Consider the following 22,738-nt stretch of genomic DNA (forward strand, 5'->3'; position numbering starts at 1 on the left):
GGCCCGACGCGCGAGGCGGGCGGCAGTGGCCACTGGCGCCGAGCACGTCCCCGAACCCACCCACACCTTCCTCAGCCGGTCATGTCCAATCCGGCGATGACCTTGGTGGGGCGGATGCGCACCACCAGTTCGCCGGGCACCCCGTTGCGGCGGCCGAACTCCTCGGCCCGCTCCGCGCCCATGTACCGGGCGGCGATCGCCGTGGCGGTCTGCCTCAGCTCGCCGAGGTCCTCCGATACCTCGGCCTCGCCCTGCACCTGCACGAACCCGTACGGCGGCTCCTCCAGGTCCACGCACAAAGCCACCCGCGGGTCCCTCCGGATCGCCCGGCCCTTGGCCGAGTCCCTCCCGGTGTTGAGGACGACCTTCCCGTCCTCGACGGTGAACCACACCGGCGCGACCAGCGGGCGCCCGTCGGCGGCGGTGTAGGCGAGTTTGCCGGTGCGGGTGCCCTCCAGCAGGAAGGCGCGGACCTCGGGATCGGTGATGGCAGCCATGCGGTCACGCTAGCCCCGAACCCGGCGCTCCTCCCGTAGGACACGGTTCCGGGTGTGCCCGCGTGCCGGTGAGGACCCCCGCGTCAGTACGATCCCTGGGGCGAAGATGTCCACGGCGGACATCTCAGACACCGGAAAGAGGCGTCATGGGTGAGGTCGTGCCGGACGACGGTGCGTGGCGGATCAGCTCCCAGCAGGGCACCGAACTCGCGGGCCGCTGGTGGCGGTGGGTGTGGTCGGCGCCCAAGGGGAGCGATCCGGTCCAGGACACCACCGGTCGGCACGCGGCCCACAACCAGCCCGACGACCTGTGGTTCCTCGCCGGTACCTACGGGGGCACGGTCGTGCGCCGGTGCGAGGTGCCCGCCGACCGACCCCTGTTCTTCCCGGTGCTCAACTGTGTGGTCAAGGCCAAACACGCCAAGGAGCCGGTGCGCATGCCGGTCACCTACGCCGAAGCGCACCTCAACGGCGTCCCGCTGCCCCTGGAGGAGTTCTACGGCACGTTCCGCGGCTCGCTGTGGGCGCGCTGGTACACCTGGGGTGCGTGGGGCGCGATCGCCCCGCTGACCCCCGGCGGGTACGTCCTGGAGATCAAGGCCGACACCGGCCAGGGCTTCTGGGTGGACACCACCTACCACCTGACCGTGGTCTGAGCCCGACGGCACCTCCCGGCCGCGACCGCCACGGGCCGCCGCCGCGAACGGTCAGACCCGGGACGGCACGCGCGCGTCCTCCCGGGTGGGGCCGGAGAACACCGCCTCCACCGGCAGGCCCAGCGCCCCGCCGATCGCCGCCACCGGATCGTCCGGCATCGTCTCCAGCGCCGGCCGGGCCTGCGTGAGCGCGGCGGTCACCCGCTCCTGGCGGGCCAGGTCCGGCACCTCCGGCGGAGCGATCTCCAGTGGCGCGCCGCCCGCGTCCGTGTAACCCGTGCACCAGCGCGGCCCGGCACCGGTCGCCTCCCGGATCCGGTCCGGGGCGTCGGCGTGCGTCACCACCAGCGTGTCCGCGCCTCCCGTGGCGGCCAGCGCGTAGCGGTGCGCCACCAGGTCGAAGGGGCCGACCCGGAACGGCCCCTGCCAGGGGTGGGTGCCGTTGTGCCGCTCGGCGAGCACCGCGCCCAGGGCGGGGTCCTCGGCCACCAGCGGCCCCGCGCCGTGCCGGGTGGTGTAGGTGCGCACTACCCCGATCCGCCGTGCGCGGTCCGCCTGGCCCGCCTCCGCCAGCAGGGTGAGCGGGTTGGCGGTGGTGGTGGTCGACCACGTGGTGTGCGGGTGGAAGCCGTGCCACTCGTCCAGCAGCACCCCCTGCGCCCCCTCGAACACCACGGGGGAGGCGGCCAGCAGGTCCGCCAGGTACCCCTCGTCCACCAGGCGCACCGCTGAGGCGAACGCCCAGTAGGCGGCCACGCACTCCTCCGGGTCGGGGGAGGGCTCGGCGGGGTCCGGCCCGGCCGCCTCCGCCAGGTGCTCGGCCAGCAGCGCCAGCTTGCGCCGCAGCCGGGCCGGTTCGGCGCAGTCGCCCACCGTGGGCGCGTCCCCGGGGTGGGCGAGGGCGTAGGCCATCGTCTCGCCCACCCCCATCCCGCACGAACCGTGCCGGCCGGCGCCGCGCGCCCGCTCCCGCGCCCGGCCCCGGGCCTGGTGCCAGGGGGTGCTGACCAGCGCCCGCCGGTCCACCGTCACCAGGGACAGCGGGTCGGCCACGCCGAGCGCGGCCAGGTGCGCGGCCTCGGCCGCCAGCGCGAACGGGTCCACCACCATGAAGCGGGACAGGTGGGTGGGCACCGGCCCGTCCGGGGCGAGCGTGCCCGCCCCGAACTGGGAGAACGTGTGGTGGCGGCAGTCGGGGGCGACCACGTTGTGCGCGGCCTGGGCGCCGCCGTTGGCGCGCACGACGGCGCCGAAGCGCCGCCGCGCGCACATCAGGTCGACGGTCACGCCCTTGCCCGCGTCGCCGAACCCCAGGTCGGTGACGATCGCGTGCTCGTCGGCCCACGGTGTCCCGGTCACAGCCGGTCCACCCCGCCGGCGGCCGTGCCGCCCAGGCCCTCGGGCGACTCCGCGACCACGATCGAGCCGCGCGCCCCGGTCAGCGGGCGCAGCGCCTTGCCGACCACGTCTCCCGCCCCCGAGCCGGCCTCGGCGAGGTCGTCCAGGCCCTGTTCGAGGTCGACGGCCTCCTCGCCCATCCCGATCGTGACCGCGATCGTCTCCGACACCGCTTCCAGGTCGTCCAGGTAGATGACGTTCTGCCTCAGGTGAGTGTCCCAGAAGCCGCGCACGTCGTCGTTGCGGAAGTGGGCGCTGCCGGTGGGCATGATGAAGAAGACCTCGAACCTGCGCTGGAGTTCGGCGAGGATCGTCGGGAACGCGATGTTCTCGCCGATGTCGTCGCCGATGACCTCGCGCACCTCCCGCGCCTTGACCGCGCCGTAGGCCTTCTCGTCGCCGATGATGAACAGGTAGCCCTTGCGCCCGCGCTTGTCCAGGCAGTCCATGGCGGTGTGCCGGGCCATGAAGTACATGGCCAGCTCGTAGGACTCGGTGACCTGGCCGCCACCGCCGCCCTCCAGCAGGATGTTGCCCAGGTCGTCCTCCAGTTCGTTGCCGGACTCGAACTGCCCGACCTGGAGCGGGGCGCGGTCGCAGGTGGCGTCGCCGATCCCGCCGAACAGGATCTGCGGGTGCTCCACGTAGCCCTTGCGCAGCAGCAGGCCGAACAGGTCGGGGAGCTTCTTCTGGAGGATGCGGGGCACGCGCCCCATGGAGCCGGTGACGTCGAAGAGCACCGAGACGGCCAGCGACTCGGGGTGGGCGTCGGAGTCGCGGCTCTCGCGGACGGTCACGCCCTTGGGGTCGAGGGTCTCGTGCGTCTTCCACTGGCTGCGCGGCATGGTCGAGGCCACGTCGTCGGTGTAGCCGAAACTGCTGGCTCCGGCGGCGGCGTTGTAGGCGGCGCGGGCGTGGTAGGCGTCGGTGGACCAACTGCTGCTTCCCATGGGAAGCCTCCTTCGTCGTGTGGGGGTCTGCTCCGGCCGCGGAGTGGCCGGGGGAGGTCGGTGGTGGGTCAGGCGGTGGCGGGCATGGGGAAGGGGCGGAACCGGCGCGGGCCGAACACCCGCTCCAGCGCCCCGTCCAGTTCGGCCAGGAGCCGGATGCCGTCGGAGGGCCTGCGCTGGGGCAGGGGCAGGGTGCAGCCGCGGGCGAACGCCTTCAGTGGTCGGGGCAGGCGCCCGGCCGTCACGTATTCGATGCACCGCGTCGCCATGTGGATGTCGGTGGCCGGGACGGCGGGCGCGCGGTCCAGCACCTCCGGGGGGTAGAGGTCCTTGCGGTGGGCCACCATCGCCGGGATGTGGGGTGCGGTGTGCTCGGCGTTCGAGGTCACCGAGTAGCACCAGTCCACGAGCACCAGGCCGTGCTGTTCGGCGTGGATCAGCACGTGCTCGGGCACCACGGCGCCGTGCACCGCCCCGGCCCGGGACGCACCGCCGACCGCCACCAGCAGGCGGCGCCACATCCACGCCGCGTCGCGCGGGTCGATGCCGTCGGGGTAGGCGCGGCGCACGTCGGCCAGGCTGTGGAACCCGCGCAGCCGGGTGAGCACGTTGCCGCGCCGCTCCACGCCGCTGGCGGCGTCGCGGTGGCGGATCTGCTCGACCAGCTCGGGGTAGAACGCGCGGGACGCCTCGGGGACCCGCTCGCGTAGGCGGCGCAGGGCGCTCGCCTCGGCGTTCATGAGGTCGTTGTCGTGGTGCGAGCGCGGCAGTTTGAGCACCGCCTCCCGCCAGGCGGAGCCGTCTCGGTAGCGGGCCCGGTGCAGGTCGGCGACGTCGCCCGAGGCGAGCGGGTCGGCGCCCCGCCGCAGGTGGTAGGTGTGCCTCTTCGCGGCGAGGGTGATCTCGTCCAGGCCCAGGCCGCCCTCGGCGGCGTCGCGGTAGGCGGACCAGAGCCCGGTCAGCTTGGCGAAGGCGCGGGTGGCCTCCGCCGTGCGGCCCTCCGGGGCGCGGTCGGGGTGGAGCAGGCGGGCCAGGCGCCGGTAGGCGGCGGTGGCGGCCCGGGGCAGGGGGGAGCCCTCGCGCGGCAGGGGGCCGAACACGGCCATGGGGTAGTCGGACAGGTCCAGTTCCCGCAGCGCGGCGTCGAAGTCGTCGGTGCTCATGTCGCTGCCTCCGTGGGCGAGGGGGGTCATGGGGCGCTCCGCAGCAGCGGCGGGTGGAGCAGCGCCGCGCCGCCGGCCCGGTAGAGGCGGGGGCGGCGCCCGCCGCCGGGGCCGCCGCGTTCGGCCAGTTCACCCGTGTCCTCCACGAACCCGGGGGTGGCGAGGATCTTGCGGTGGAAGTTGGCGCCGTGCAGGCGCAGGCCCCACACGGCCTCGTAGACCTCGCGCAGTGCGGTGATGGTGAAGGCGGGCGGCAGGAAGGCCGTGGCCAGCGCGGTGTACTCCAGCTTGGAGCGGGCGCGTTCGACGGCGTCGGCGATGATCCGCCCGTGGTCGAAGGCCAGGGGGCGGTCGCAGCGGGCGCCGTCACCGTGGCCGAGTTCGCTCCAGGGCACCCACGCCGCCTCGTCGGTGCCGCGCCCGGCGTGGGGGTCGGGCAGGTCGGGGGCGAGCAGCATGTAGCCGACGGAGACGATCCGCATGCGCGGGTCGCGGCCGAGGGCGCCGTAGGTGCGCAGTTGCTCCAGGTGGGGTTCGGTGGGCAGTGAGGTCTTCTCCGACAGCACGCGCAGCGCGGCGTCGGGCAGGTCGGGGTCGGCGGGGCCGCCGGGGCCGTCCTCGGCGCGGACGAACCCGCCGGGCAGCGCCCACCAGCCCTGCTGGGGCGGTGCGGACCTGCGGGTGAGCAGGACCAGCGGTGTGCCCCGGCGGATGGTGAGGGCGACGACGTCCACGGTGACGGCGGTGGGCGCGTAGGCGCGCGGGTCGTAGCCGGAGAGGAAGTCGTCCTCACCCGTGCCGTGCTCCCGTGTGCCGCCGGTCTCCATGAACCCTCCAGTTGTTCTCAGTGTGAGTTTTTCTCAACTAGAGAAGAACTTAGCACGCGGGTGCCCCGCCGTCCACACCTTTTTCTGGCCTATGTCGGAGATGCGAAGAATCTACGATGTACAAGCACGGATCGAATGTGCACCATCACTCGCCGGTCAAGTCATCGCTGCCCACGCGGTCCGCACCGCCGAAGAATGTCTCCGCTTCGGCCCTCGTCCCGGAGTGGCCGACCCTCGGCAGCCGACGATGGTGCTCGATGAGTTCCCGTGTGCTGAGCCCGCGCCTGCGGGGGATCGGGCGCACTTCGGCGATCGCGACGCCGTCGCGCGTCACATGGAAGGTCTCCCCGGCCGCCACGGCGTCCAGGACGGAGACGGTTCGATCGGCCAGTTCCCACTCGGTGATCGTCCTCATGGGCCGAACCTAGTGCGCCCCGAGGTGTCCGGGGGACCTCCGGAAGGTCTGCGATGATGGTAGCGGCCCGACACGCCCGTCCGTGCGCGTGTGGCGTGTCACCGGGAATCGCTAGCATGGATGCGAACTGGCGTTCGAGATCGACGAGAAGGCGGGGGCGAGAGCGCGTGCGCGTGGTGGGGATCGACCCGGGGCTGACCCGGTGCGGCATCGGCGCCGTCCAGGGCTCCATCGGCCGCCCGCTCACCCTCCTGGGCGCGGGCGTGGTCCGCACCAGCCCCGACACCGACCTGCCCCAGCGCCTGGTCGCCATCGAGCGCGGCATCGAGGAGTGGATCGACGAGCACCGGCCCGACGCCGTGGCCGTCGAGCGCGTCTTCGCCCAGCACAACCTCAGCACCGTCATGGGCACCGCCCAGGCCAGCGGCGTCGCCCTGCTGTGCGCCGCCCGCCGCGGCCTGCCCGTGGCCCTGCACACCCCCAGCGAGGCCAAGGCCGCCATCACCGGCAGCGGCCGCGCCGACAAGGCGCAGGTGGGCACCATGGTGGCGCGTATCCTCAGGCTCGACGGTCCGCCCAGACCCGCCGACGCGGCCGACGCCGTCGCCCTGGCCATCTGCCACCTCTGGCGCGGCGGAGCCGACGCCCGCGTCGCCCAGGCCAAGCAGGACTTCGCCCGCAAGGTCGAACTCGCGCGCCAGGCGCGCGGCCGCTGACCCGCCCCCAGGAAGGAGGAGGACGCCGCACCGCCGGTGTCCGCCCCAGATGATCGCGTTCCTCACCGGCCGGGTGGCCGCACGCGGCGCCGACACCGCCGTGATCGACGTCGGCGGGGTCGGCATGACCGTGCGGTGCACCCCCGCCGCCCTGTCCGGCCTGCACGCGGGCGAGACCGGCACGGTCGCCACCAGCCTGATCGTCCGCGAGGACTCCCTCACGCTGTTCGGGTTCGCCGACGCCGACGAACGGGACCTGTTCGAGCAGCTCCAGACCGCCTCCGGCGTCGGCCCGCGCCTGGCCCTGGCCATGCTCTCCATCCACAGCCCCGCCGCCCTGCGCCAGGCGGTGGCCACCGAGGACACCGCCGCGCTGACCCGGGTGCCGGGCATCGGCAAGAAGGGCGCCCAGCGCATCGTCCTGGAGCTGCGCGGCAAGCTCGACGCGCCCATCACCGACGACGGCCCCCTGCCCGGGATGGCCGCCGCCACAGAGCCCAGCGGTGCGTGGAAGGGCCAGGTGGTCTCCGGCCTGGTCAACCTCGGCTGGTCGGCCAAGGACGCCGAGGCCGCCGCGGCCTCCGTCGCCGCCGAGGCCGAGGACACCGCCGACGTCTCCGTCCTGCTGCGCAGCGCCCTGCGCAAGCTCAGCCGAGCGTAGGAGCCTTCCATGCACGAACGCGACGCCGTCTCACCCGAGGCCGAGGGCGACGAACGCCGGATCGAGGGCGCCCTGCGACCGCGCGGGCTCGACGAGTTCGTGGGCCAGGAGCGGGTGCGCGAACAGCTCTCCCTGGTCCTGCACAGTGCCCAGCGGCGCGGCCGGGCTCCCGACCACATCCTCATGTCCGGTGGCCCCGGGCTGGGCAAGACCACCCTGGCCATGATCATCGCCGCCGAGCTCGGTGCCCCGCTGCGCATCACCTCCGGCCCGGCCATCGAGCGCTCCGGCGACCTGGCGGCCGTGCTCTCCACCCTCCAGGAGGGCGAGGTGCTCTTCCTGGACGAGATCCACCGCATGGCCCGCCCCGCCGAGGAGATGCTCTACGTCGCCATGGAGGACTTCCGCGTGGACGTCGTGGTGGGCAAGGGCCCCGGCGCCACCGCGATCCCCCTCGACATCGCCCCGTTCACCCTGGTCGGGGCCACCACCCGGGCCGGGATGCTGCCCGCTCCGCTGCGCGACCGCTTCGGGTTCACCGCGCACATGGACTTCTACACCCCCGACGAGCTGGAGCTCATCCTCTACCGCTCGGCGGGCCTGCTCGGGGCGCCGCTGGACGAGGACGCCGCCAGGGAGATCGCGGGGCGCTCGCGCGGCACCCCCCGGATCGCCAACCGCCTGCTGCGCCGGGTGCGCGACTACGCCGAGGTGCGCGGGGACGGCACCCTGTCCCTGGACACGGCCATGGCCGCCCTGGAGCTGTACGAGGTGGACGCCCTGGGCATGGACCGCCTGGACCGCGCCATCCTCGACGTGCTGCTGCGCCGGTTCCGCGGCGGCCCGGTGGGGCTGTCCACCCTGGCGGTGTCGGTGGGGGAGGAGGCCGAGACCGTGGAGGTGGTCGCCGAGCCCTTCCTCGTCCGGTCCGGCTTCCTGGCCCGCACCCCGCGCGGGCGGGTGGCCACCCCGCAGGCATGGGCGCACATGGGGCTGACGCCCCCGCCCGACGCCGCCTTCGGCGCCGCGAACCCCTCCCAGCCCTGAGCGGGCCGAGGTCCCCGTTGCCCGACCGTTCCCGGGCCGTCGACCGGCGGTGACCGGTGCCACGTAAGCTGGAGGGGTACGGCCGTTCGGGACGAGGCACCAGACGGCGGCGGTGTGTTCTTTACCCTCGGGTGGAACGCTTCGGCCTCCGTCGGCGTTGTCCCCAGCGGGTGCGGCCCGCGGCGTGAAGGCCCGGGCCGACACGGACCAGGTGGTCGTCGCGGTCGTGAGCCGACAGCCGTCGGCCACACGACGAAACGTCAGGAAGGACGCCCCAGTGCAGGGCATGTACACTCTCGCCGCCGAAGGAGAGCCCACGGGCGGCCTCCTGGGCATGCTGTTCCCGTTCGTGCTGATCCTTCTGGTGTTCTGGCTGCTGTTCTGGCGGCCGAACCAGAAGCGCCGCCAGCAGGAGCAGCAGATGGTCAACGCCCTGGTCCCCGGGGTCGAGGTCATGACCAAGGCGGGCATCTACGCCACGGTCGTCGAGATCCACGAGCAGGACGTGGTCCTGGAGATCTCCCCGGGCACCCGCATCCGCATGCTCAAGGCCGGCGTGGGCGAGGTCATCACCCCCGCCGAGGACGATACCCCGGTGGAGGACCGCCCCGATTTCGGCGACGACGACAAGCCGGGAAGCTGACCGGCCCCGGCAGGACGCTTCGGTACCGGCCCCGCGCAGGGGCCGGTACCGCCGTGTGTGGGCACCGTGCCCGGACACGCGAGCACGTGGAAGAGAGCCCGACCCCGCATGCCCCATGATTCGACGATCCCCGTGTCCGACCTGATCCGGTCACGCGTGCGCGACGTGCCCGACTTCCCCAAGCCCGGCATCGTGTTCAAGGACATCACCCCGCTGCTCGGCGACCGGGAGGCCTTCGGGGCCGCCGTGCGCCAACTCACCGAGCCCTTCCGCGACGCGGGTGTGGACCGCGTGCTCGGCCTGGAGGCGCGGGGGTTCATCTTCGGCGCGCCGGTGGCGCTCGCCCTGGGCGCCGGGTTCGTTCCCGCGCGCAAACCCGGGAAACTCCCCTCGGAGACCCTCGGTCAGGCCTATGATCTGGAGTACGGCACCGCGACCGTCGAGATCCACTCCGACGCGATTCCCCGGGGCGGCCGTGTGCTCGTCGTCGACGACGTCCTCGCCACGGGCGGCACCGGCAGGGCCGCGGTGGACCTCGTCCGCCGGGCGGGTGGTACGGTCGTGGGATTCTCGGTCCTGATGGAGCTTTCGGTCCTCGCCGGACGCGAGAAGCTGTCGGACGTGGAGCTGCACACCCTCCTGTCGGTCTGAACGGGCCCCGCGCCCGTGTGAGCGCACCCGCGCTCCGCGCGCGATGAGTCCCCGCCGCGGGAGCACTCCTCACCAGCGCGGATTCCGCACGCCGGGCGCGGCGCGTCCGGTGGGCTCCGTCGCATCCGTACCCGCGGGCGGTCCGGCCCACCTGGGCCGACGCCACCCGCGTCAGCCCGTGTAAGCTGGATGGCTACCCCTAAACTGGGGGAAGAGGTACCGCGGCGGCCACGTTCCGCGACTGGCCCTGACAACACGCACGTGCACCGGCCGGGCGTCGACGACGACACCCGAGCGGCCGGGCGGATCCGCGGGAGGTAGGCATGCCGAGCGAAGTGGTCTCGACCGGGGCGGTAACGGCCCGCGACGAGCTCCCGAACGCCTCTGTCGAGAGTGGGGGCGGTATGCCGCGAGGACACGCGGACGGCAGCGGTGCGTCTGCCGCGCACAGACCGCGAGGGGACCGCCGGGAGGGCGTCGCGAAGGAAGCGGCGCCCTCCGGCGTCTCCCCCGCCCCGGAGGACGGCGGCGCCCCTCCCCGAACGCCGCCCGCCTCCACCACGCCCTCCACAGTGCGAGTCCGCAGGAGGCTCGCCCGACTCGGCGCCCAACGGGGAGTGACGATGAACCCGGTGCTCGAACCGCTGATCAAGACCGTGCGGGCCACCCATCCCAAGGTGGACGTCCGGCTGATCGAGCGCGCCTACGAGGTGGCGGCGCACCACCACCGCGACCAGAAGCGCAAGAGCGGCGACCCCTACATCACCCACCCGCTCGCCGTGGCCACGATCCTCGCCGAACTGGGGATGCAGGAGGCCACGCTGGCCGCCGCGCTGCTGCACGACACGGTCGAGGACACCGAGTACTCCCTGGACGAGCTGCGCGCCGACTTCGGCGACGAGATCACCGAACTGGTCGACGGCGTCACCAAGCTGGACAAGGTCAAGTACGGCGAGGCCACCCAGGCCGAGACGGTGCGCAAGATGGTCGTGGCCATGGCCCGCGACATCCGCGTGCTGGTCATCAAGCTGTGCGACCGGCTGCACAACATGCGCACGCTGCGCTACCTGCCCTCCAAGGCCAAACGGGAGAAGAAGGCCCGCGAGACCCTGGAGATCTTTGCGCCGCTCGCCCACCGATTGGGCATGAACACCATCAAGTGGGAGCTGGAGGACCTGGCCTTCGCCACCCTCTACCCCAAGCGCTTCGACGAGATCGCCCGCCTGGTGTCCGAGCGCGCGCCCCGGCGCGACGTCTACCTCCAGGAGGTCATCGAGGCGGTCTCGGGGGACCTGCGCGAGGCCAAGCTGAAGGCGACCGTGCGCGGGCGGCCCAAGCACTACTACTCGATCTACCAGAAGATGATCGCCCGCAACTGCGGCTTCGACGAGATCTACGACCTCATCGCCGTGCGGGTCCTGGTGGACAGCGTCCGCGACTGCTACGCGGCCCTGGGGACCATCCACGCACGGTGGAACCCGGTGCCGGGGCGGTTCAAGGACTATATCGCGATGCCCAAGTTCAACATGTACCAGTCGCTGCACACCACGGTCATCGGTCCCTCGGGAAACCCGGTCGAGCTGCAGATCCGCACCCGCGCGATGCACCGGCGCGCCGAGTACGGCATCGCCGCGCACTGGAAGTACAAGGAGGACCGCTCCGCCGGGGGCGAGGGCAAGGCCAGGGGCACCTCCGACATGCAGTGGCTGCGCCAGCTCATCGACTGGCAGCAGGAGACCAAGGACCCCGGCGAGTTCCTGGAGTCGCTGCGCTTCGACCTGTCGGTGCAGGAGGTGTTCGTCTTCACCCCGCAGGGCGACGTGATCGCCCTGCCCCAGGGCGCCACCGCGGTCGACTTCTCCTACGCCGTGCACACCGAGGTCGGCCACCGCACGGTCGGCGCGCGCGTCAACGGACGCCTGGTGCCGTTGGAGAGCGAGCTGCACAACGGCGAGACCGTGGAGATCCTCACCTCCAAGGACCCCAACGCCGGACCCAGTCGGGACTGGCTCGACTTCGTCAAGAGCGCCCGCGCCCGCAACAAGATCCGGCACTGGTTCACCAAGGAGCGCCGAGAGGCCGCGATCGAGCAGGGCAAGGACGAGATCGCCAAGGTCATGCGCAAACAGGAGCTGCCCGTCAAGCGCCTGTTCAGCGGTGAGGCGATCATCGCCCTGGCCCGGGACATGCGCTATCCGGACGTGGACTCGCTGTACGCGGCAGTGGGGGAGCGCCAGGTCAGCGCGCAGAGCGTGGTCGGCAAGCTCGTCGACTCCCTGGGCGGGCTGGAGAGCCACACCGAGGACATCGCCGAGTCGTCGCTGCCCACGAAGGCCGCCACGCGCCGCGCCCAGGCCGGGAACCCGGGTGTGGTGGTGGAGGGCGACGCCGACGTGTGGGCCCGGCTGTCCAGGTGCTGTACGCCGGTGCCCGGCGACGAGATCGTCGGGTTCGTGACGCGCGGCAACGGGGTCTCGGTGCACCGCGCCACGTGTGTGAACGCCAAGACCCTGGACACCGAGCGCATGGTCAAGGTGGAGTGGTCGATCACCGACGACTCCATGTTCCTGGTGGCGCTGCACGTGGAGGCCCTGGACCGGTCCCGGCTGCTGTCGGACATCACACGCGTGCTCTCCGACCAGCACGTCAACATCCTGTCGGCCACCGTGCAGACCAGCCGGGACCGGGTGGCCCAGAGCCGGTTCACCTTCGAGATGGCCGACCCCGCCCACCTGGGGAGCGTCCTGAGGTCGGTCCGTAACGTGGACGGGGTCTACGACGTGTACCGCGTGAGGAACTAGCCGGGTCCGCCTTTGCGGCCGAGGTTCTCCCCAGGGCGAAGAACGACGCCGGTCTTCGCCCTGGGGAGAACCTCGGCGCTCGATCTCGCGGACGCGCCCCGACCCCCGCCCGTCCTAGATGCGCACGGTGGTGGACCGCACGATCTCGAACACCGGGTGCAGGTCGGCCTCCGCCTCGAAGGACTCCTCGGGGGCCTCCGGAGGGGACGCGAAGTAGGGGGCCACCACCAGAGCGCGCGGGTGGTTCACGTACTCGCGCAGCACGGGGGCGGCGTCGGCGGCCCCCAGTTCGCGCACGCTGACCAGCTCGATCCAGCCGCCCCGGCGCAGCGTGGCGAAGCCGTCCTTGCGGAGGTTGCGCACCCAGTCGACCGCCCCGTAGGGGGCGACCAGGAACCGCCCCCGGTCACTGTCCAGGACACTGACCGGGGTGGTCCGGAGGAAACCGGACGTGCGGCCGCGCGTCGTCAGCAGGTGCACCTCCGTCGGGCACACCCCGTACTTGACGAAGCCGCTGACGAAGGCGTTGGCGGTCCGCCGCACCCGCGTCATCTCGAACCGCTTGGTCGGTTCGTTCACCATGATCGGCAACTCCCTCGATCGGATGCCCCCATTCTGTCGGTCCCCCCGGACCGACGGCCACCCCGGCGGGGCCGCGCCTCACCGGAACGCGGAGAGGCCCGTCACGGACTGGCCGAGGCTCAGTGCGTGGATCTCCTCGGTTCCCTCGTAGGTGGCGACCGTCTCCAGGTTCACCATGTGCCGCATCACCGGGTACTCCAGGGTGATGCCGTTGGCGCCGTGGATCGATCGGGCGGTGCGCGCCACCCGCTGGGCGGCGGCCACGCACGCGAACTTGCCGAAGCTGACGTGGTTGTGGTGGCAGTTCCCCCCGTCCTTGAGCCGCCCGATGCGCAGCGCCGTCATGTTGGCCTGGTTGACGTCCACGACCATGTCGGCGAGCTTGCGCTGGGTGAGCTGGAACCCGCCGATGGGGCGGCCGAACTGCTCGCGGGTCACGGCGTAGTCCAGGGCGGCCTCATAGCAGGCGCGGGCGGCCCCCGCCACGCCCCACACGATGCCGTAGCGGGCCTCGTTGAGGCACGACAGCGGTGAGCCCAGCCCCCGGGATCCGGGCAGGAGCGCCTCGGCGGGCAGGCGCACGTCCTCCAACACCAGTTCGGAGGTGATGGAGGCGCGCAGCGACAGCTTCTTGTGGATGGTGTTGGCGGTGAAGCCCGGGGTGGAGGCGGGCACCACGAACCCGCGGACGCCGTCGTCGGTGGCGGCCCACACCACGGCCACGTCGGCGACGGAGCCGTTGGTGATCCACATCTTCGTGCCGTTGAGCACCCAGTCGGAGCCGTCCCTGCGGGCGCGGGTGCGCATGGAGCCGGGGTCGGAGCCGGAGTCGGGCTCGGTCAGGCCGAAACAGCCGATGGCCTCGCCCGCCGCCATGCGGGGCAGCCACTCCTGCTTGTGCTCCTCGGAGCCGAACTTGTGGATCGCCGCCATGGCGAGGGAGCCCTGTACGGACACGAAGCTGCGCAGCCCCGAGTCGACGGCCTCCAGTTCGCGGCAGGCCAGGCCGTAGGCGACGGCGCTGGAGCCCCCGCAGCCGTACCCCTCCAGGTGCATGCCCAGCACGCCGAGGTCGCCGAAGGCCTTGGCCAGGCCGCGGGGGTCGGGCAGGGTGCCGGCCTCGAACCAGTCGGCGACGCCGGGCAGCAGCTCGCGGCGGGCGAAGTCGCGGACGGCGTCGCGCACGTCGCGTTCGGTGTCGGACAGGTCGGCGTCCACCGCGAGGAAGTCGCGGGGGTCGGGGGCGGCGGGCCGGTGCTGTGTGTCGCTCATCGGGGTGCCTTTCGTAGTGCGCGTAGTGCGGTCAGGACGGGTCGGGCTGCTGGACGGCGCCGCGTTCGACCATCGCGTCGATGGCGTCCTTGTCCAGGCCGAGTTCGGTGAGCAGGGCCCGGGAGTGCTGGCCCAGCAGCGGCGGGGCGGTCAGCGGGACGGGCGTGCCGTCCATACGGAAGCCCGTGCGCACCTGTTCCAGGGGTCCCAGGGAGGGGTGGTCCACGGTGCGCAGCACGTCGTCCCCCGCGACCTCGGCGGTGCGCAGCGCGTCCAGGACGCCGCGGACGCGACCGACGGGGACCCCGGCCCCGGTGAGCACCTCCATCCAGTGGTCGGCGGAGCGGGTGCGCAGCACGTCGGAGATTTGTCCCACCAGTTCCTCGCGGTGGGCGACGCGGTCGGGGTTGGTGGCGTAGCGGGGGTCCTCGGCCAGGTCGGGGCGGTCCAGGGCGGTGCACAGGCGCTGGTAGAGGGAGTCGTTGCCCACGGCGAGGACCAGTTCGGCGTCGGCGGTGGGGAAGGCCTGGTAGGGCACGATCGTGGTGTGGGCATTGCCCATGCGCGGCGGCTCGGCGCCGCTGGTCAGGGCCTGCTGGGTGAGGTTGACCAGGCCGGACAGGGTCGAGTTGATGAGGGAGACGCTCACGTGCTCGCCCCGGCCGGTGGCGCGGGCGCGCATCAGCGCCCCGAGGATCCCGACGGCGGCGTTGAGGCCGGTGAGCACGTCGGTGATGGCCACGCCCGCCTTGCTGGGCGGGCCCTCCACCGGCCCGGTGGTGGCCATCAGACCGCTCTCGGCCTGGACGATGAGGTCGAAGCCGGGGCGGGTGTCGGGCGCGTGCTCGGGGCCGAAGCCGCTCACCGAGCAGTAGACGACGGCGGGGTTGCGGGCGCTCACGTCGGCGTGGCCCAGGCCGAGGCGGTCGGCGACGCCGGGGCGGAAGTTCTGGACGACCACGTCGGAGGAGGCGCACAGGTCCTGGACCGCGGCCAGCCCCTCGGGGTCCTTCAGGTCCACCGCCAGACTGCGCTTGTTGCGGTTCACCGACAGGAAGTAGGCGGACTCGCCCTGCGTGTCGGCGTCGCCCGCGGGGGCCGCCCAGGGGGGTCCCCAGGCGCGGGTGTCGTCGCCGCGTCCGGGCTGTTCGACCTTGACGACCTCGGCGCCCATGTCGGCGAGCAGCATGGTGGCGTAGGGGCCCGCCAGGACGCGGGACAGGTCGGCGACGCGCACCCCGGCCAGCGGCAGGGATGCGGTGGGTTCGGCGTCGGTCACGTCTGGGCACACCTCATCGGCTCGCGGTCGTCTGCGTTGACATCCGATCATGGCCGGAGCCCCGCGCGGGTGTGCGCCCGGGGTCGGGCGTAGTCGTGTGATCCGCGGCCGATCGCCGATCCGCTGGTCGGATGACCTGACCAGGGGAGATCTGTGTTACCAGGGGGTGTGTCGGGGATCACCCCTCCAGGGGATACCATCGGAAGGTCCACAACGAACACAGTTCGGGCACCCACGGGGCTGGCGGGGGTGCCGAAGGCGGGTTCGCGAGAAACGAGTGAACACGCCGAAGGTTCCCGTTCTCCGGGCGCCCGAACAGAAACGAACACGGCAGGGCGTGAGCAGGCGGACCCGACCGGTGCGTTCCCGAGCGCCGTGCCTCCCATGAGCGAACCGGCTGGGGGAGCGTGACCGTGACGGAAGTCCGACGACCCGAGGAGAGCCCGTTCCCACGCGCCCTCTGGAGGCGCGGGTCCGCGCGGCTCTCCCGGCGGCGCCGGGACGTCGTCTCCCTGGCCAGGCAGGCCCCGCCCGGGGCCGACGAGGACGTCCGCCTGCACCGGCGCTTCCTGGACAGGGTGATCGACTACCTGGCCGTCGACGCCGGGGTGCGCCAGTTCGTCGACTGGGGGTGCCCGGCCCCCGGGACCGCGGCCCGGGTCCGTCAGCGCGATCCGGAGGCGGCCGTCGTGCGTGTCGCGCCCGCCGGAGTGGCGGGGGTGGTCGCCGAGCCGGGCGTGCCCGCCCTCTCCCGCGCGGACGCCGCTCCGGCCGCCCTCCTGGACCGCATGTCCGCCTCCGGGCTCGTCGACTTCGGCGAGCCCCTCGCCGTCCTCATGACCCGCCCCTTCACCGCGCAGGCGCCCCCCGCGTGGATCGGCGACCTGCACACCCGGATGTCCGGCGGCGGCTACCTCGCCCTGGCCGGGACCGCGCCGCACGCGGCGGTGGAGGCCGCCTTCTCCCCCTTCGTGCCGCTGGAGCCGGGTGTCGCCGACATCGGATGGTGGCCCTACCCGGACGAGGACGTGTCCCTGCCCGGGACCGGGACCCTGGGCGGGCTGGCCCGTGCGCCGGGCACGGTGAACACGAGACAGGGGAGGCCGCGCCGATGGCGGTGAACTGGACCGGGGAGATCCTGGCGCAGTCGCGGTTCCACTGGGACTACTCCCTCTGGCCGCGGCTGGAGGGGCTCACCGACGACGAGTTCTTCTGGGAGCCGGTGCCGGGGGCGTGGACCGTCCGCGAGCGGCCTGACGGCAGGCACACGCCCGACTACGCCGTCCCCGAACCGGACCCGCCGCCGGTGACGACGATCGCCTGGCGGCTCGGGCACATCACCGTGGAGGTCCTGGAACTGCGGGACGACTGGCACTTCGGCGACCGCACCGCCACGCGGGCCGACGCCGACTGGCCCTTCGGCGCCGACGAGGCCCGGGAGCGGCTGCGCCGGGCCTACCGGTCCTGGACCGGCCACCTCGCCGCCCTGGACGACGAGGCGATGGCCGCCCCGGTGGGCGCCGCGGAGAGCTCCCAGTGGTCCGGTTTCCCGATGGTGGCGCTGGTGCTGCACCTCAACCGCGAGATCATCCACCACGGTGCGGAGGTCGCCCTGCTGCGCGACCTGTACCGGGCCCGGAACTGACCCGCCGTCCGGCCCGCGCCGTCAGACCACGTGCACCGGGTCGACGCGGACCTGGGCCAGGTGCTCGTCCCGGTGCGCGCTGCGGTTGGCCGCCGCGGCCTTGAGCGCGCGGGACAGTGCCCCCACCCCGCCGCGGGGCACCCGCAGCAGGGCGCGTTCGACGGGTTCGGCCTCCTTCGGAACCGGCCCCGGACCCGAGGGCGCCACCGGGACCGGCCCCAGCAGATCGGTGCCCTCCGGCAGTTCCAGCCGGTCGACCAGTTCGCGCACGTGCTCGGGAGCCCCGGTGACGGAGGCCATCGCCACGGCCGGGGGGAAGCCCAGTTCGCGGCGCTCGGCCAGTTCGCGTTCGGCGAAACCGCCCGGGTCCCACCGCACCAGCGACTGGACCACCGGCAGCGAGGCCTCGGCACAGACCACCACCGTCGCGCCGGGACGGACCAGCGCGGCGGCGTTGAGCCACCGGCGCAGCGCCTCCTCCGACGCCCGCAGGTCCATCCGGTTGAGCAGCGCCCAGCCGTCCAGCAGCACGGCGGCCGCGTACCCCTTCTCGGCCACGGGCTCGGCGCCCGGGGTGGCCACCACGATCGACGGCTCGTCGGCCACCGAGGCGAGCACCTCGCCCCGGCCGGAGGTGCGCACCGTCAGGTACGGGAAGGCGCGCCCCAGTTCCTCGGCGGTGCGCCGGGCACCCACCACCACCGCGCGCATCCGCGAGACCCCGCACTCCGGGCACGCCCACTGCCCCGCCAACCGACCACACCAGCCGCAGGAGGGCACCGCGTGCGAGCCGCGCACCGCCAGCGGTCCCCGGCAGGCGTCGCAGCGCGCGGGCTCGCGGCACCCCGCGCACGCCAGCGTGTTGAGGTAGCCGCGCCGGGGCACCTGGAAGAGCACCGGGCCGGTGCGGGAGGCCTCCCGGGCCGCGCGCAGCGCCAGGCTCGGCATCCGCGCCGACCGCGCGGCGCCGTCACGGGCCAGTTCGCGGTCGTCCCCGGCGGTCCGCACCAGGGGCGCCCTCCGCCGCAGGGTGGCGCGGTCGGCCGCCAGGGGGTGCGCCCACCCCGATTCGAGGAGGAGCTGGGCGTCGGTGGTGCGGGTGTGGCCGCCGATCAGCGCGGCGGCGTCGGCGCGGTGCGCGCGCATCGACAGGACGGTGCGCGCGTGCGGGTAGGGGGCGTGCGGTTCCGCGTGCACGTCGTCGCCGTCGTCCCACAGCACCACGAGCCCCAGGTCGCGGACGGGGGCGAACACCGCGGCGCGTGTTCCCACGACGATCCGGGCGCTGCCGCGCAGCACGGCGAGCCAGCGGCGGTAGCGCTCCGCGGGTCCGAGGTCGGCGGTCAGGGCCAGGTGGTGCCCCTCGCCCAGAAGGTGGCGCAGCGCGCGGTCCACGGCGGCGACGTCGCGGCCGTCGGGCACCACGATCACCGTGCCGTGCCCGCCGGCCAGGGCCGCCCACGCGGCGGCGGCCACGGCCTCGGGCCACTCCGGTCCGGGCAGGGCGTTCCACACGGCCCGTGCGGGCCGGCCCTCCCGCAGGGCCCGCAGGTAGGAGGGCCCTTCGGGGTAGTCCGCCCACGGGCCGTCGACGGGTTCGGGGACGGGCGAGGGGGGTGCCTCGGGCCGCTCCTCCTTCTCCACGCGGGCGTGGCGCGGCGGGACGGCCAGGCGCAGGACGTCGCTCAGCGTGCCGGCGTAGCGGTCGGCGACGGCGCGTGCCAGGCCCAGGACCTCCGGGGTCAGCACGGGTTCGGGGGAGACCACCGAGTCCAGGTAGGCCAGGCGTCCGGGGAAGTCGGAGGTCTCCGCGCGCTCGACGAGGAAGCCGCTCAGCTTGCGGTTGTTGAAGCGCACCTTGACCCGGCAGCCGGGGACGGCTGTCTCGTCCATGTCGGCGGGCACCCGGTAGTCGAAGCAGCGGTCCAGGTGGGGCAGGGGGGTGTCCACCGCCACGCGGGCGACGGGCAGCCGCTCGGCCGGGCTGCGCGGTTTCGGGCGGGGCGCCCGGGCCGCGGCCGACCGGGGGGTCTCCCCGGCCGGAAGGTCGAAGAGGACCCCTTCGGGTCCGTCGGGCTGCTCGGTCATCACCCCCCGGTCTACCAGAACGCTCCGACACCGGCCGGGGCCGTCCACAGGGCTCGGCCGCCTGCGGCCCGGTCGGCTGGTAGAACTGTGACCCGGGCGCACCGCGGGGATCGCGGGTTCCCGTTCTCCGTGTGCCCGCGGGGGACGCGACCGCGCCGAAGGCGTCCGCCGGGTGTGGCGGGCGTGCGGCCGGGGCACGGAGAGACGTACCTAGGGGAGGGGACACCGTTGAAGCTCGTCTTTGCCGGAACACCGGAGGCGGCGGTGCCGTCGCTGCGCGCGCTGATCGACTCCGGCCACGAGGTCGCCGCGGTGGTCACCCGGCCCGACGCCCGCTCCGGCCGGGGCCGCCGCATGTCCGCCAGCCCCGTGGCCGAGCTCGCCGGGGCCGAGGGGATCGAGGTCCTCAAACCGGAGAAGGCCGGGGCCCCCGAGTTTCTCGAACGGCTCGCCGAGATCGCCCCGGACTGCTGCCCGGTCGTCGCCTACGGCGCCCTGCTGCCCCAGCGCACCCTGGACGTGCCCGAGCACGGATGGGTGAACCTGCACTTCTCGCTGCTGCCCGCCTGGCGTGGCGCGGCGCCGGTGCAGCACGCCCTGATGCACGGCGACGACGTCACGGGGGCCACGACGTTCCGGATCGTCAAGGAGCTCGACGCCGGGCCGGTGTACGGCACCCTCACCGAGGCCGTGCGGCCCACCGACACCAGCGGCGAGCTGCTCGACCGCCTGGCCGTGGCCGGGGCGGAGCTGCTGGTGCGCACCGTCGACGGCATCGCCCGCGGCGACCTGCACCCGGTCCCGCAGGAGGCGTCCGGGACCACCTACGCGTCCAAGCTCACCACGCTCGACGCCGAACTGGACTTCACCGCGCCCGCGCTGCGGGTGGACCGCGTCGCCCGCGCCTGCACCCCCGACCCCGGCGCGTGGACCACGTTTCGCGGCACCCGGCTGAAGGTGGGTCCCGTCCGGCCGGTGACCGACGCCGACACCCCCATGCTCGACCCCGGGCGGCTGCACGTCGACAAGAAGCGTGTCCTGGCGGGGACCAGCACCAACCCGGTCGTGCTGGGCACCGTGCAGCCCCAGGGCAAGCGCGCGATGGACGCCGTCGACTGGGCGCGCGGGGTGCGCCCCACCGAGGACGACCTTCTGGGGCGTTGAACTGCCGTAGGCTCGGTCCGGTGCGGTGGACGGGCTCGGCCCCGCCCCGCACCGGACCCCGTCCCCGGCTTTCGTTGAGGCAGAGCACCGTTGAGCGAGCAGTCCCGATCCCCGCACCGTCGGCCCCGGCGGGGCCACCGGCCCGGTAGGGGCGGCGGCAGCGGCCCGTCCGGGCAGCCGCCCCGGCCCCGCGACCCGGCGCGCCGCACCGCCTACGACGTGCTGCTCGCCGTCGAGCAGCGCGACGCCTACGCCAACCTGCTGCTGCCCGCCCTGCTCAGGGAGCGGGGGATCGGCGGACGCGACGCCGCCCTGGCCACCGAGCTGACCTATGGGACGCTGCGCCACCAGGGCACCTACGACGCCGTCCTCCAGATGTGCGTGGACCGCACGCTAGCGTCGGTGGACCGCGAGGCGCTGCCCGTGCTGCGGCTGGGCGCCCACCAACTGCTGTCCACGAACGTCCCCTCCCACGCCGCGGTCAGCGCCACCGTCGACCTGGCCCGGAAGGTGGTCGGCCACCACCGCGCGAGGTTCGTCAACGCCGTCCTGCGCAAGGTGTCGGCGCGCGACCTCCAGGCGTGGATCTCCGTGGTCGCCCCCGACCGCGGCACCGACCCCAGCGGGTACCTGTCGGTGGTGCACAGCCACCCGCGCTGGGTGGTCAAGGCGCTGGCCCGCACCCTGGGGGAGCACTCCTCCACCGGCCTGGTGGAGACCGAGCGGCTGCTGGCCGCCCAGAACGAGCGGCCCAGGGTGACGCTGGTGGCCAAGCCCGGCCGTGCCCGCGCCGCCGACCTGGTCGCTGCCGGTGCCGAGCAGGCACGCTACTCGCCCTACGCCGCCTACCTGGCCGAGGGCGACCCCTCGGCCGTGCGCGAGGTGCGCCAGCACCGGGCGGCCGTGCAGGACGAGGCCAGCCAGATGGTCGCGCTCGCGCTGACCCGGGTGGACGCCCGGGGCCGGGACGCCCTGTGGCTGGACATGTGCGCCGGGCCGGGGGGCAAGGCCGGGCTGCTGGCCTGCCTGGCCGGGCAGCGCGAGGCGCGACTGCTGGCGTCGGAGGCCCAGCCGGGCCGCGCCGGGCTGGTGGCCACCGCGGTGCACCGCGCCCCGCGCGACGCGGGGAGGGCGATCGCCGCCGACGGGACCGCGCCCGCGTGGCGGCCGGGGACGTTCGACCGCGTCCTGGTGGACGTGCCCTGCACCGGGCTGGGCGCTCTGCGCCGCCGCCCCGAGGCCCGCTGGCGCCGCACCCCGCAGTCGGTGGAGGAGCTGGTGCCGCTCCAGCGCGACCTGCTCACCAGCGCCGTGGAGTCCGTGCGCCCCGGCGGCGTAGTGGCCTACGTGACGTGCTCGCCGCTGCTGGAGGAGACCGACGCCGTCGTGCGGGAGGTCCTCGACGGGCGCGGGGACCTCACCCTGCTGCGGGCTCCCGACTACCTGGACGAGGTGCCCGGACTGGCGGCGGGCCCGGAGGGGCGCTATGCCCAGTTCTGGCCGCACCGGCACGGCACCGACGCCATGTTCCTGGCCCTGCTGCGCCGGGACGAGGGGTGAGCGGGACCGCTCCGGACCGGGAACCGGCTGAGGGAGACCCCTGGACCGTGCCGTACACGGTCGTCCGGGACGAGGACGGAATCTGGTGTGCCGAGGCCGACGCCGGTGGGGCCGGTGTCGGCCTCGGCCACGGGAGGACCCGTGATGAGGCCCTGGCCGACCGGCGGGAGGGCCTGGCCCTCCTGGCGCAGGAGTGAACGGAGAGTGCTCGTGGACCCGGTGATCCGGCCCATGGCCGAGCGGGACGTGCCCGCCCTGGTCGAGGTGTCGCTGGCCGCCGACACGCTGTTCGCCGACGCCGGGGTGGTCTTGCCGCCCGACGACCCCCGGCCGATGCTCGCCGGCGCCGAGCGGGTGCTGGTCGCCCTCGACGGCGGCGCCGTGTGCGGCCTCGCGGCGACCGCGGCCGTGGACGGCCGCACCCACCTGGAGCAGCTCGCCGTCCACCCCGGCCACGGACGCCGGGGGATCGGTTCGGCCCTGCTGGAGGCGGTGTGCGCCCAGGCGGCGCGGCAGGGGCGCGGCCGGGTCACCCTCACCACCTTCCGCGACCTGGCGTGGAACGGCCCCTGGTACGCGCGGCGCGCCTTCGTGCCGCTGGCACCGGGGGAGTGGGGGCCGGAGCTGGCCCGGCTGTGGGAGTCCGAAGCGCCGATCCGCGTCCGGCCCCGCCTGGCGATGGCCCGCACCGTGAGCGGCTGACCTGGATACGGCTACACTGCG

23 protein-coding genes are annotated in these 22,738 nt (G+C 73.9%); 13 read left to right on the plus strand and 10 right to left on the minus strand.

What is annotated here, in order from left to right; genetic code table 11:
- Positions 1-71: 71 nt before the first annotated feature.
- A complete protein-coding gene (locus ACFHWE_RS13935) occupies positions 72-497 on the minus strand; it encodes a PPOX class F420-dependent oxidoreductase (protein WP_416601831.1) in 426 nt (141 codons plus the stop codon).
- 146 nt (positions 498-643) lie between these two features.
- Here ACFHWE_RS13935 and ACFHWE_RS13940 point away from each other — a divergent pair, with 146 nt between their 5' ends.
- Positions 644-1,153, plus strand: coding sequence for a hypothetical protein (locus ACFHWE_RS13940; RefSeq protein ID WP_416601832.1), 510 nt, complete (start codon positions 644-646; stop codon positions 1,151-1,153).
- 51 nt (positions 1,154-1,204) lie between these two features.
- Here the strand turns inward: ACFHWE_RS13940 and ACFHWE_RS13945 are convergent, their stop codons facing one another.
- The 5 genes from ACFHWE_RS13945 to ACFHWE_RS13965 form a co-directional block, all read right to left on the minus strand.
- Positions 1,205-2,512, minus strand: a complete 1,308-nt coding sequence (locus tag ACFHWE_RS13945; protein WP_416601834.1) for an adenylosuccinate synthetase — start codon at positions 2,510-2,512, stop codon at positions 1,205-1,207.
- Entirely contained in the window at positions 2,509-3,501 is a 993-nt protein-coding gene (locus ACFHWE_RS13950) for a hypothetical protein (RefSeq protein ID WP_416601836.1), read from the minus strand. The genes ACFHWE_RS13945 and ACFHWE_RS13950 overlap by 4 nt, the downstream gene beginning before the upstream one ends.
- A gap of 68 nt (positions 3,502-3,569) precedes the next feature.
- The gene (locus ACFHWE_RS13955; RefSeq protein WP_416601838.1) at positions 3,570-4,694 is read right to left on the minus strand and encodes a J domain-containing protein; all 1,125 of its coding nucleotides are present in this window, start codon (positions 4,692-4,694) and stop codon (positions 3,570-3,572) included.
- Complete coding sequence (locus ACFHWE_RS13960; protein WP_416601840.1) at positions 4,691-5,491, minus strand: NUDIX hydrolase; 801 nt, start codon at positions 5,489-5,491, stop codon at positions 4,691-4,693. The genes ACFHWE_RS13955 and ACFHWE_RS13960 overlap by 4 nt, the downstream gene beginning before the upstream one ends.
- 145 nt (positions 5,492-5,636) lie before the next feature.
- A complete protein-coding gene (locus tag ACFHWE_RS13965) occupies positions 5,637-5,906 on the minus strand; it encodes a type II toxin-antitoxin system Phd/YefM family antitoxin (RefSeq protein ID WP_416601842.1) in 270 nt (89 codons plus the stop codon).
- A gap of 167 nt (positions 5,907-6,073) precedes the next feature.
- Here ACFHWE_RS13965 and ruvC point away from each other — a divergent pair, with 167 nt between their 5' ends.
- The 6 genes from ruvC (at position 6,074) to ACFHWE_RS13995 (ending at position 12,425) form a co-directional block, all read left to right on the plus strand.
- On the plus strand, positions 6,074-6,622 hold the full coding sequence (gene ruvC / locus ACFHWE_RS13970; RefSeq protein WP_416601970.1) for a crossover junction endodeoxyribonuclease RuvC: 549 nt from the start codon (positions 6,074-6,076) through the stop codon (positions 6,620-6,622).
- 49 nt (positions 6,623-6,671) lie between these two features.
- On the plus strand, positions 6,672-7,283 hold the full coding sequence (gene ruvA, locus ACFHWE_RS13975; protein WP_416601843.1) for a Holliday junction branch migration protein RuvA: 612 nt from the start codon (positions 6,672-6,674) through the stop codon (positions 7,281-7,283).
- A gap of 9 nt (positions 7,284-7,292) precedes the next feature.
- The gene (ruvB, locus tag ACFHWE_RS13980; RefSeq protein ID WP_416601845.1) at positions 7,293-8,330 is read left to right on the plus strand and encodes a Holliday junction branch migration DNA helicase RuvB; all 1,038 of its coding nucleotides are present in this window, start codon (positions 7,293-7,295) and stop codon (positions 8,328-8,330) included.
- Positions 8,331-8,607: 277 nt separating this feature from the next.
- Positions 8,608-8,973 (plus strand): preprotein translocase subunit YajC, encoded by a 366-nt coding sequence (gene yajC, locus ACFHWE_RS13985; RefSeq protein ID WP_416601847.1) that lies wholly within the window; start codon positions 8,608-8,610, stop codon positions 8,971-8,973.
- A 108-nt stretch (positions 8,974-9,081) separates the two neighbouring features.
- A complete protein-coding gene (locus tag ACFHWE_RS13990) occupies positions 9,082-9,624 on the plus strand; it encodes an adenine phosphoribosyltransferase (protein WP_416601849.1) in 543 nt (180 codons plus the stop codon).
- Positions 9,625-10,247: 623 nt separating this feature from the next.
- Positions 10,248-12,425: a RelA/SpoT family protein gene (locus ACFHWE_RS13995; RefSeq protein ID WP_416601851.1), complete on the plus strand. Its 2,178-nt coding sequence runs from the start codon at positions 10,248-10,250 to the stop codon at positions 12,423-12,425.
- Positions 12,426-12,539: 114 nt separating this feature from the next.
- Here the strand turns inward: ACFHWE_RS13995 and ACFHWE_RS14000 are convergent, their stop codons facing one another.
- The 3 genes from ACFHWE_RS14000 to ACFHWE_RS14010 all read right to left on the minus strand — a co-directional run bounded on the left by ACFHWE_RS14000 (position 12,540) and on the right by ACFHWE_RS14010 (position 15,609).
- Complete coding sequence (locus ACFHWE_RS14000) at positions 12,540-13,007, minus strand: nitroreductase/quinone reductase family protein (RefSeq protein WP_416601853.1); 468 nt, start codon at positions 13,005-13,007, stop codon at positions 12,540-12,542.
- A 78-nt stretch (positions 13,008-13,085) separates the two neighbouring features.
- The gene (locus ACFHWE_RS14005; RefSeq protein WP_416601855.1) at positions 13,086-14,279 is read right to left on the minus strand and encodes an acyl-CoA dehydrogenase family protein; all 1,194 of its coding nucleotides are present in this window, start codon (positions 14,277-14,279) and stop codon (positions 13,086-13,088) included.
- 31 nt (positions 14,280-14,310) lie between these two features.
- Positions 14,311-15,609: a CaiB/BaiF CoA transferase family protein gene (locus ACFHWE_RS14010; RefSeq protein WP_416601857.1), complete on the minus strand. Its 1,299-nt coding sequence runs from the start codon at positions 15,607-15,609 to the stop codon at positions 14,311-14,313.
- Between the two features lie 362 nt (positions 15,610-15,971).
- Between ACFHWE_RS14010 and ACFHWE_RS14015 the strand changes: the two genes are divergently transcribed.
- Complete coding sequence (locus ACFHWE_RS14015) at positions 15,972-16,679, plus strand: SAM-dependent methyltransferase (protein ID WP_416601858.1); 708 nt, start codon at positions 15,972-15,974, stop codon at positions 16,677-16,679.
- Positions 16,670-17,203, plus strand: coding sequence for a DinB family protein (locus tag ACFHWE_RS14020; protein WP_416601860.1), 534 nt, complete (start codon positions 16,670-16,672; stop codon positions 17,201-17,203). The genes ACFHWE_RS14015 and ACFHWE_RS14020 overlap by 10 nt, the downstream gene beginning before the upstream one ends.
- A gap of 21 nt (positions 17,204-17,224) precedes the next feature.
- Here ACFHWE_RS14020 and ACFHWE_RS14025 read toward each other — a convergent pair whose 3' ends face one another.
- Positions 17,225-19,291 (minus strand): primosomal protein N', encoded by a 2,067-nt coding sequence (locus tag ACFHWE_RS14025; protein WP_416601862.1) that lies wholly within the window; start codon positions 19,289-19,291, stop codon positions 17,225-17,227.
- 228 nt (positions 19,292-19,519) lie between these two features.
- On the opposite strand from ACFHWE_RS14025, the gene fmt reads away from it, so the two are divergent.
- The 4 genes from fmt (at position 19,520) to ACFHWE_RS14045 (ending at position 22,717) form a co-directional block, all read left to right on the plus strand.
- Positions 19,520-20,455, plus strand: coding sequence for a methionyl-tRNA formyltransferase (gene fmt, locus ACFHWE_RS14030; protein ID WP_416601863.1), 936 nt, complete (start codon positions 19,520-19,522; stop codon positions 20,453-20,455).
- Between the two features lie 90 nt (positions 20,456-20,545).
- Positions 20,546-22,015 carry an RsmB/NOP family class I SAM-dependent RNA methyltransferase gene (locus tag ACFHWE_RS14035; protein WP_416601864.1) on the plus strand — a complete coding sequence of 490 codons (1,470 nt, stop codon included), beginning with the start codon at positions 20,546-20,548 and terminating at the stop codon, positions 22,013-22,015.
- Between the two features lie 47 nt (positions 22,016-22,062).
- Positions 22,063-22,212, plus strand: a complete 150-nt coding sequence (locus ACFHWE_RS14040) for a hypothetical protein (RefSeq protein WP_416601866.1) — start codon at positions 22,063-22,065, stop codon at positions 22,210-22,212.
- 34 nt (positions 22,213-22,246) lie between these two features.
- The gene (locus ACFHWE_RS14045) at positions 22,247-22,717 is read left to right on the plus strand and encodes a GNAT family N-acetyltransferase (RefSeq protein ID WP_416601972.1); all 471 of its coding nucleotides are present in this window, start codon (positions 22,247-22,249) and stop codon (positions 22,715-22,717) included.
- The last annotated feature ends 21 nt before the right edge of the window (positions 22,718-22,738 follow it).

Source organism: Nocardiopsis sp. LOL_012 (assembly GCF_048060475.1).
Classification (GTDB): domain Bacteria; phylum Actinomycetota; class Actinomycetes; order Streptosporangiales; family Streptosporangiaceae; genus Nocardiopsis.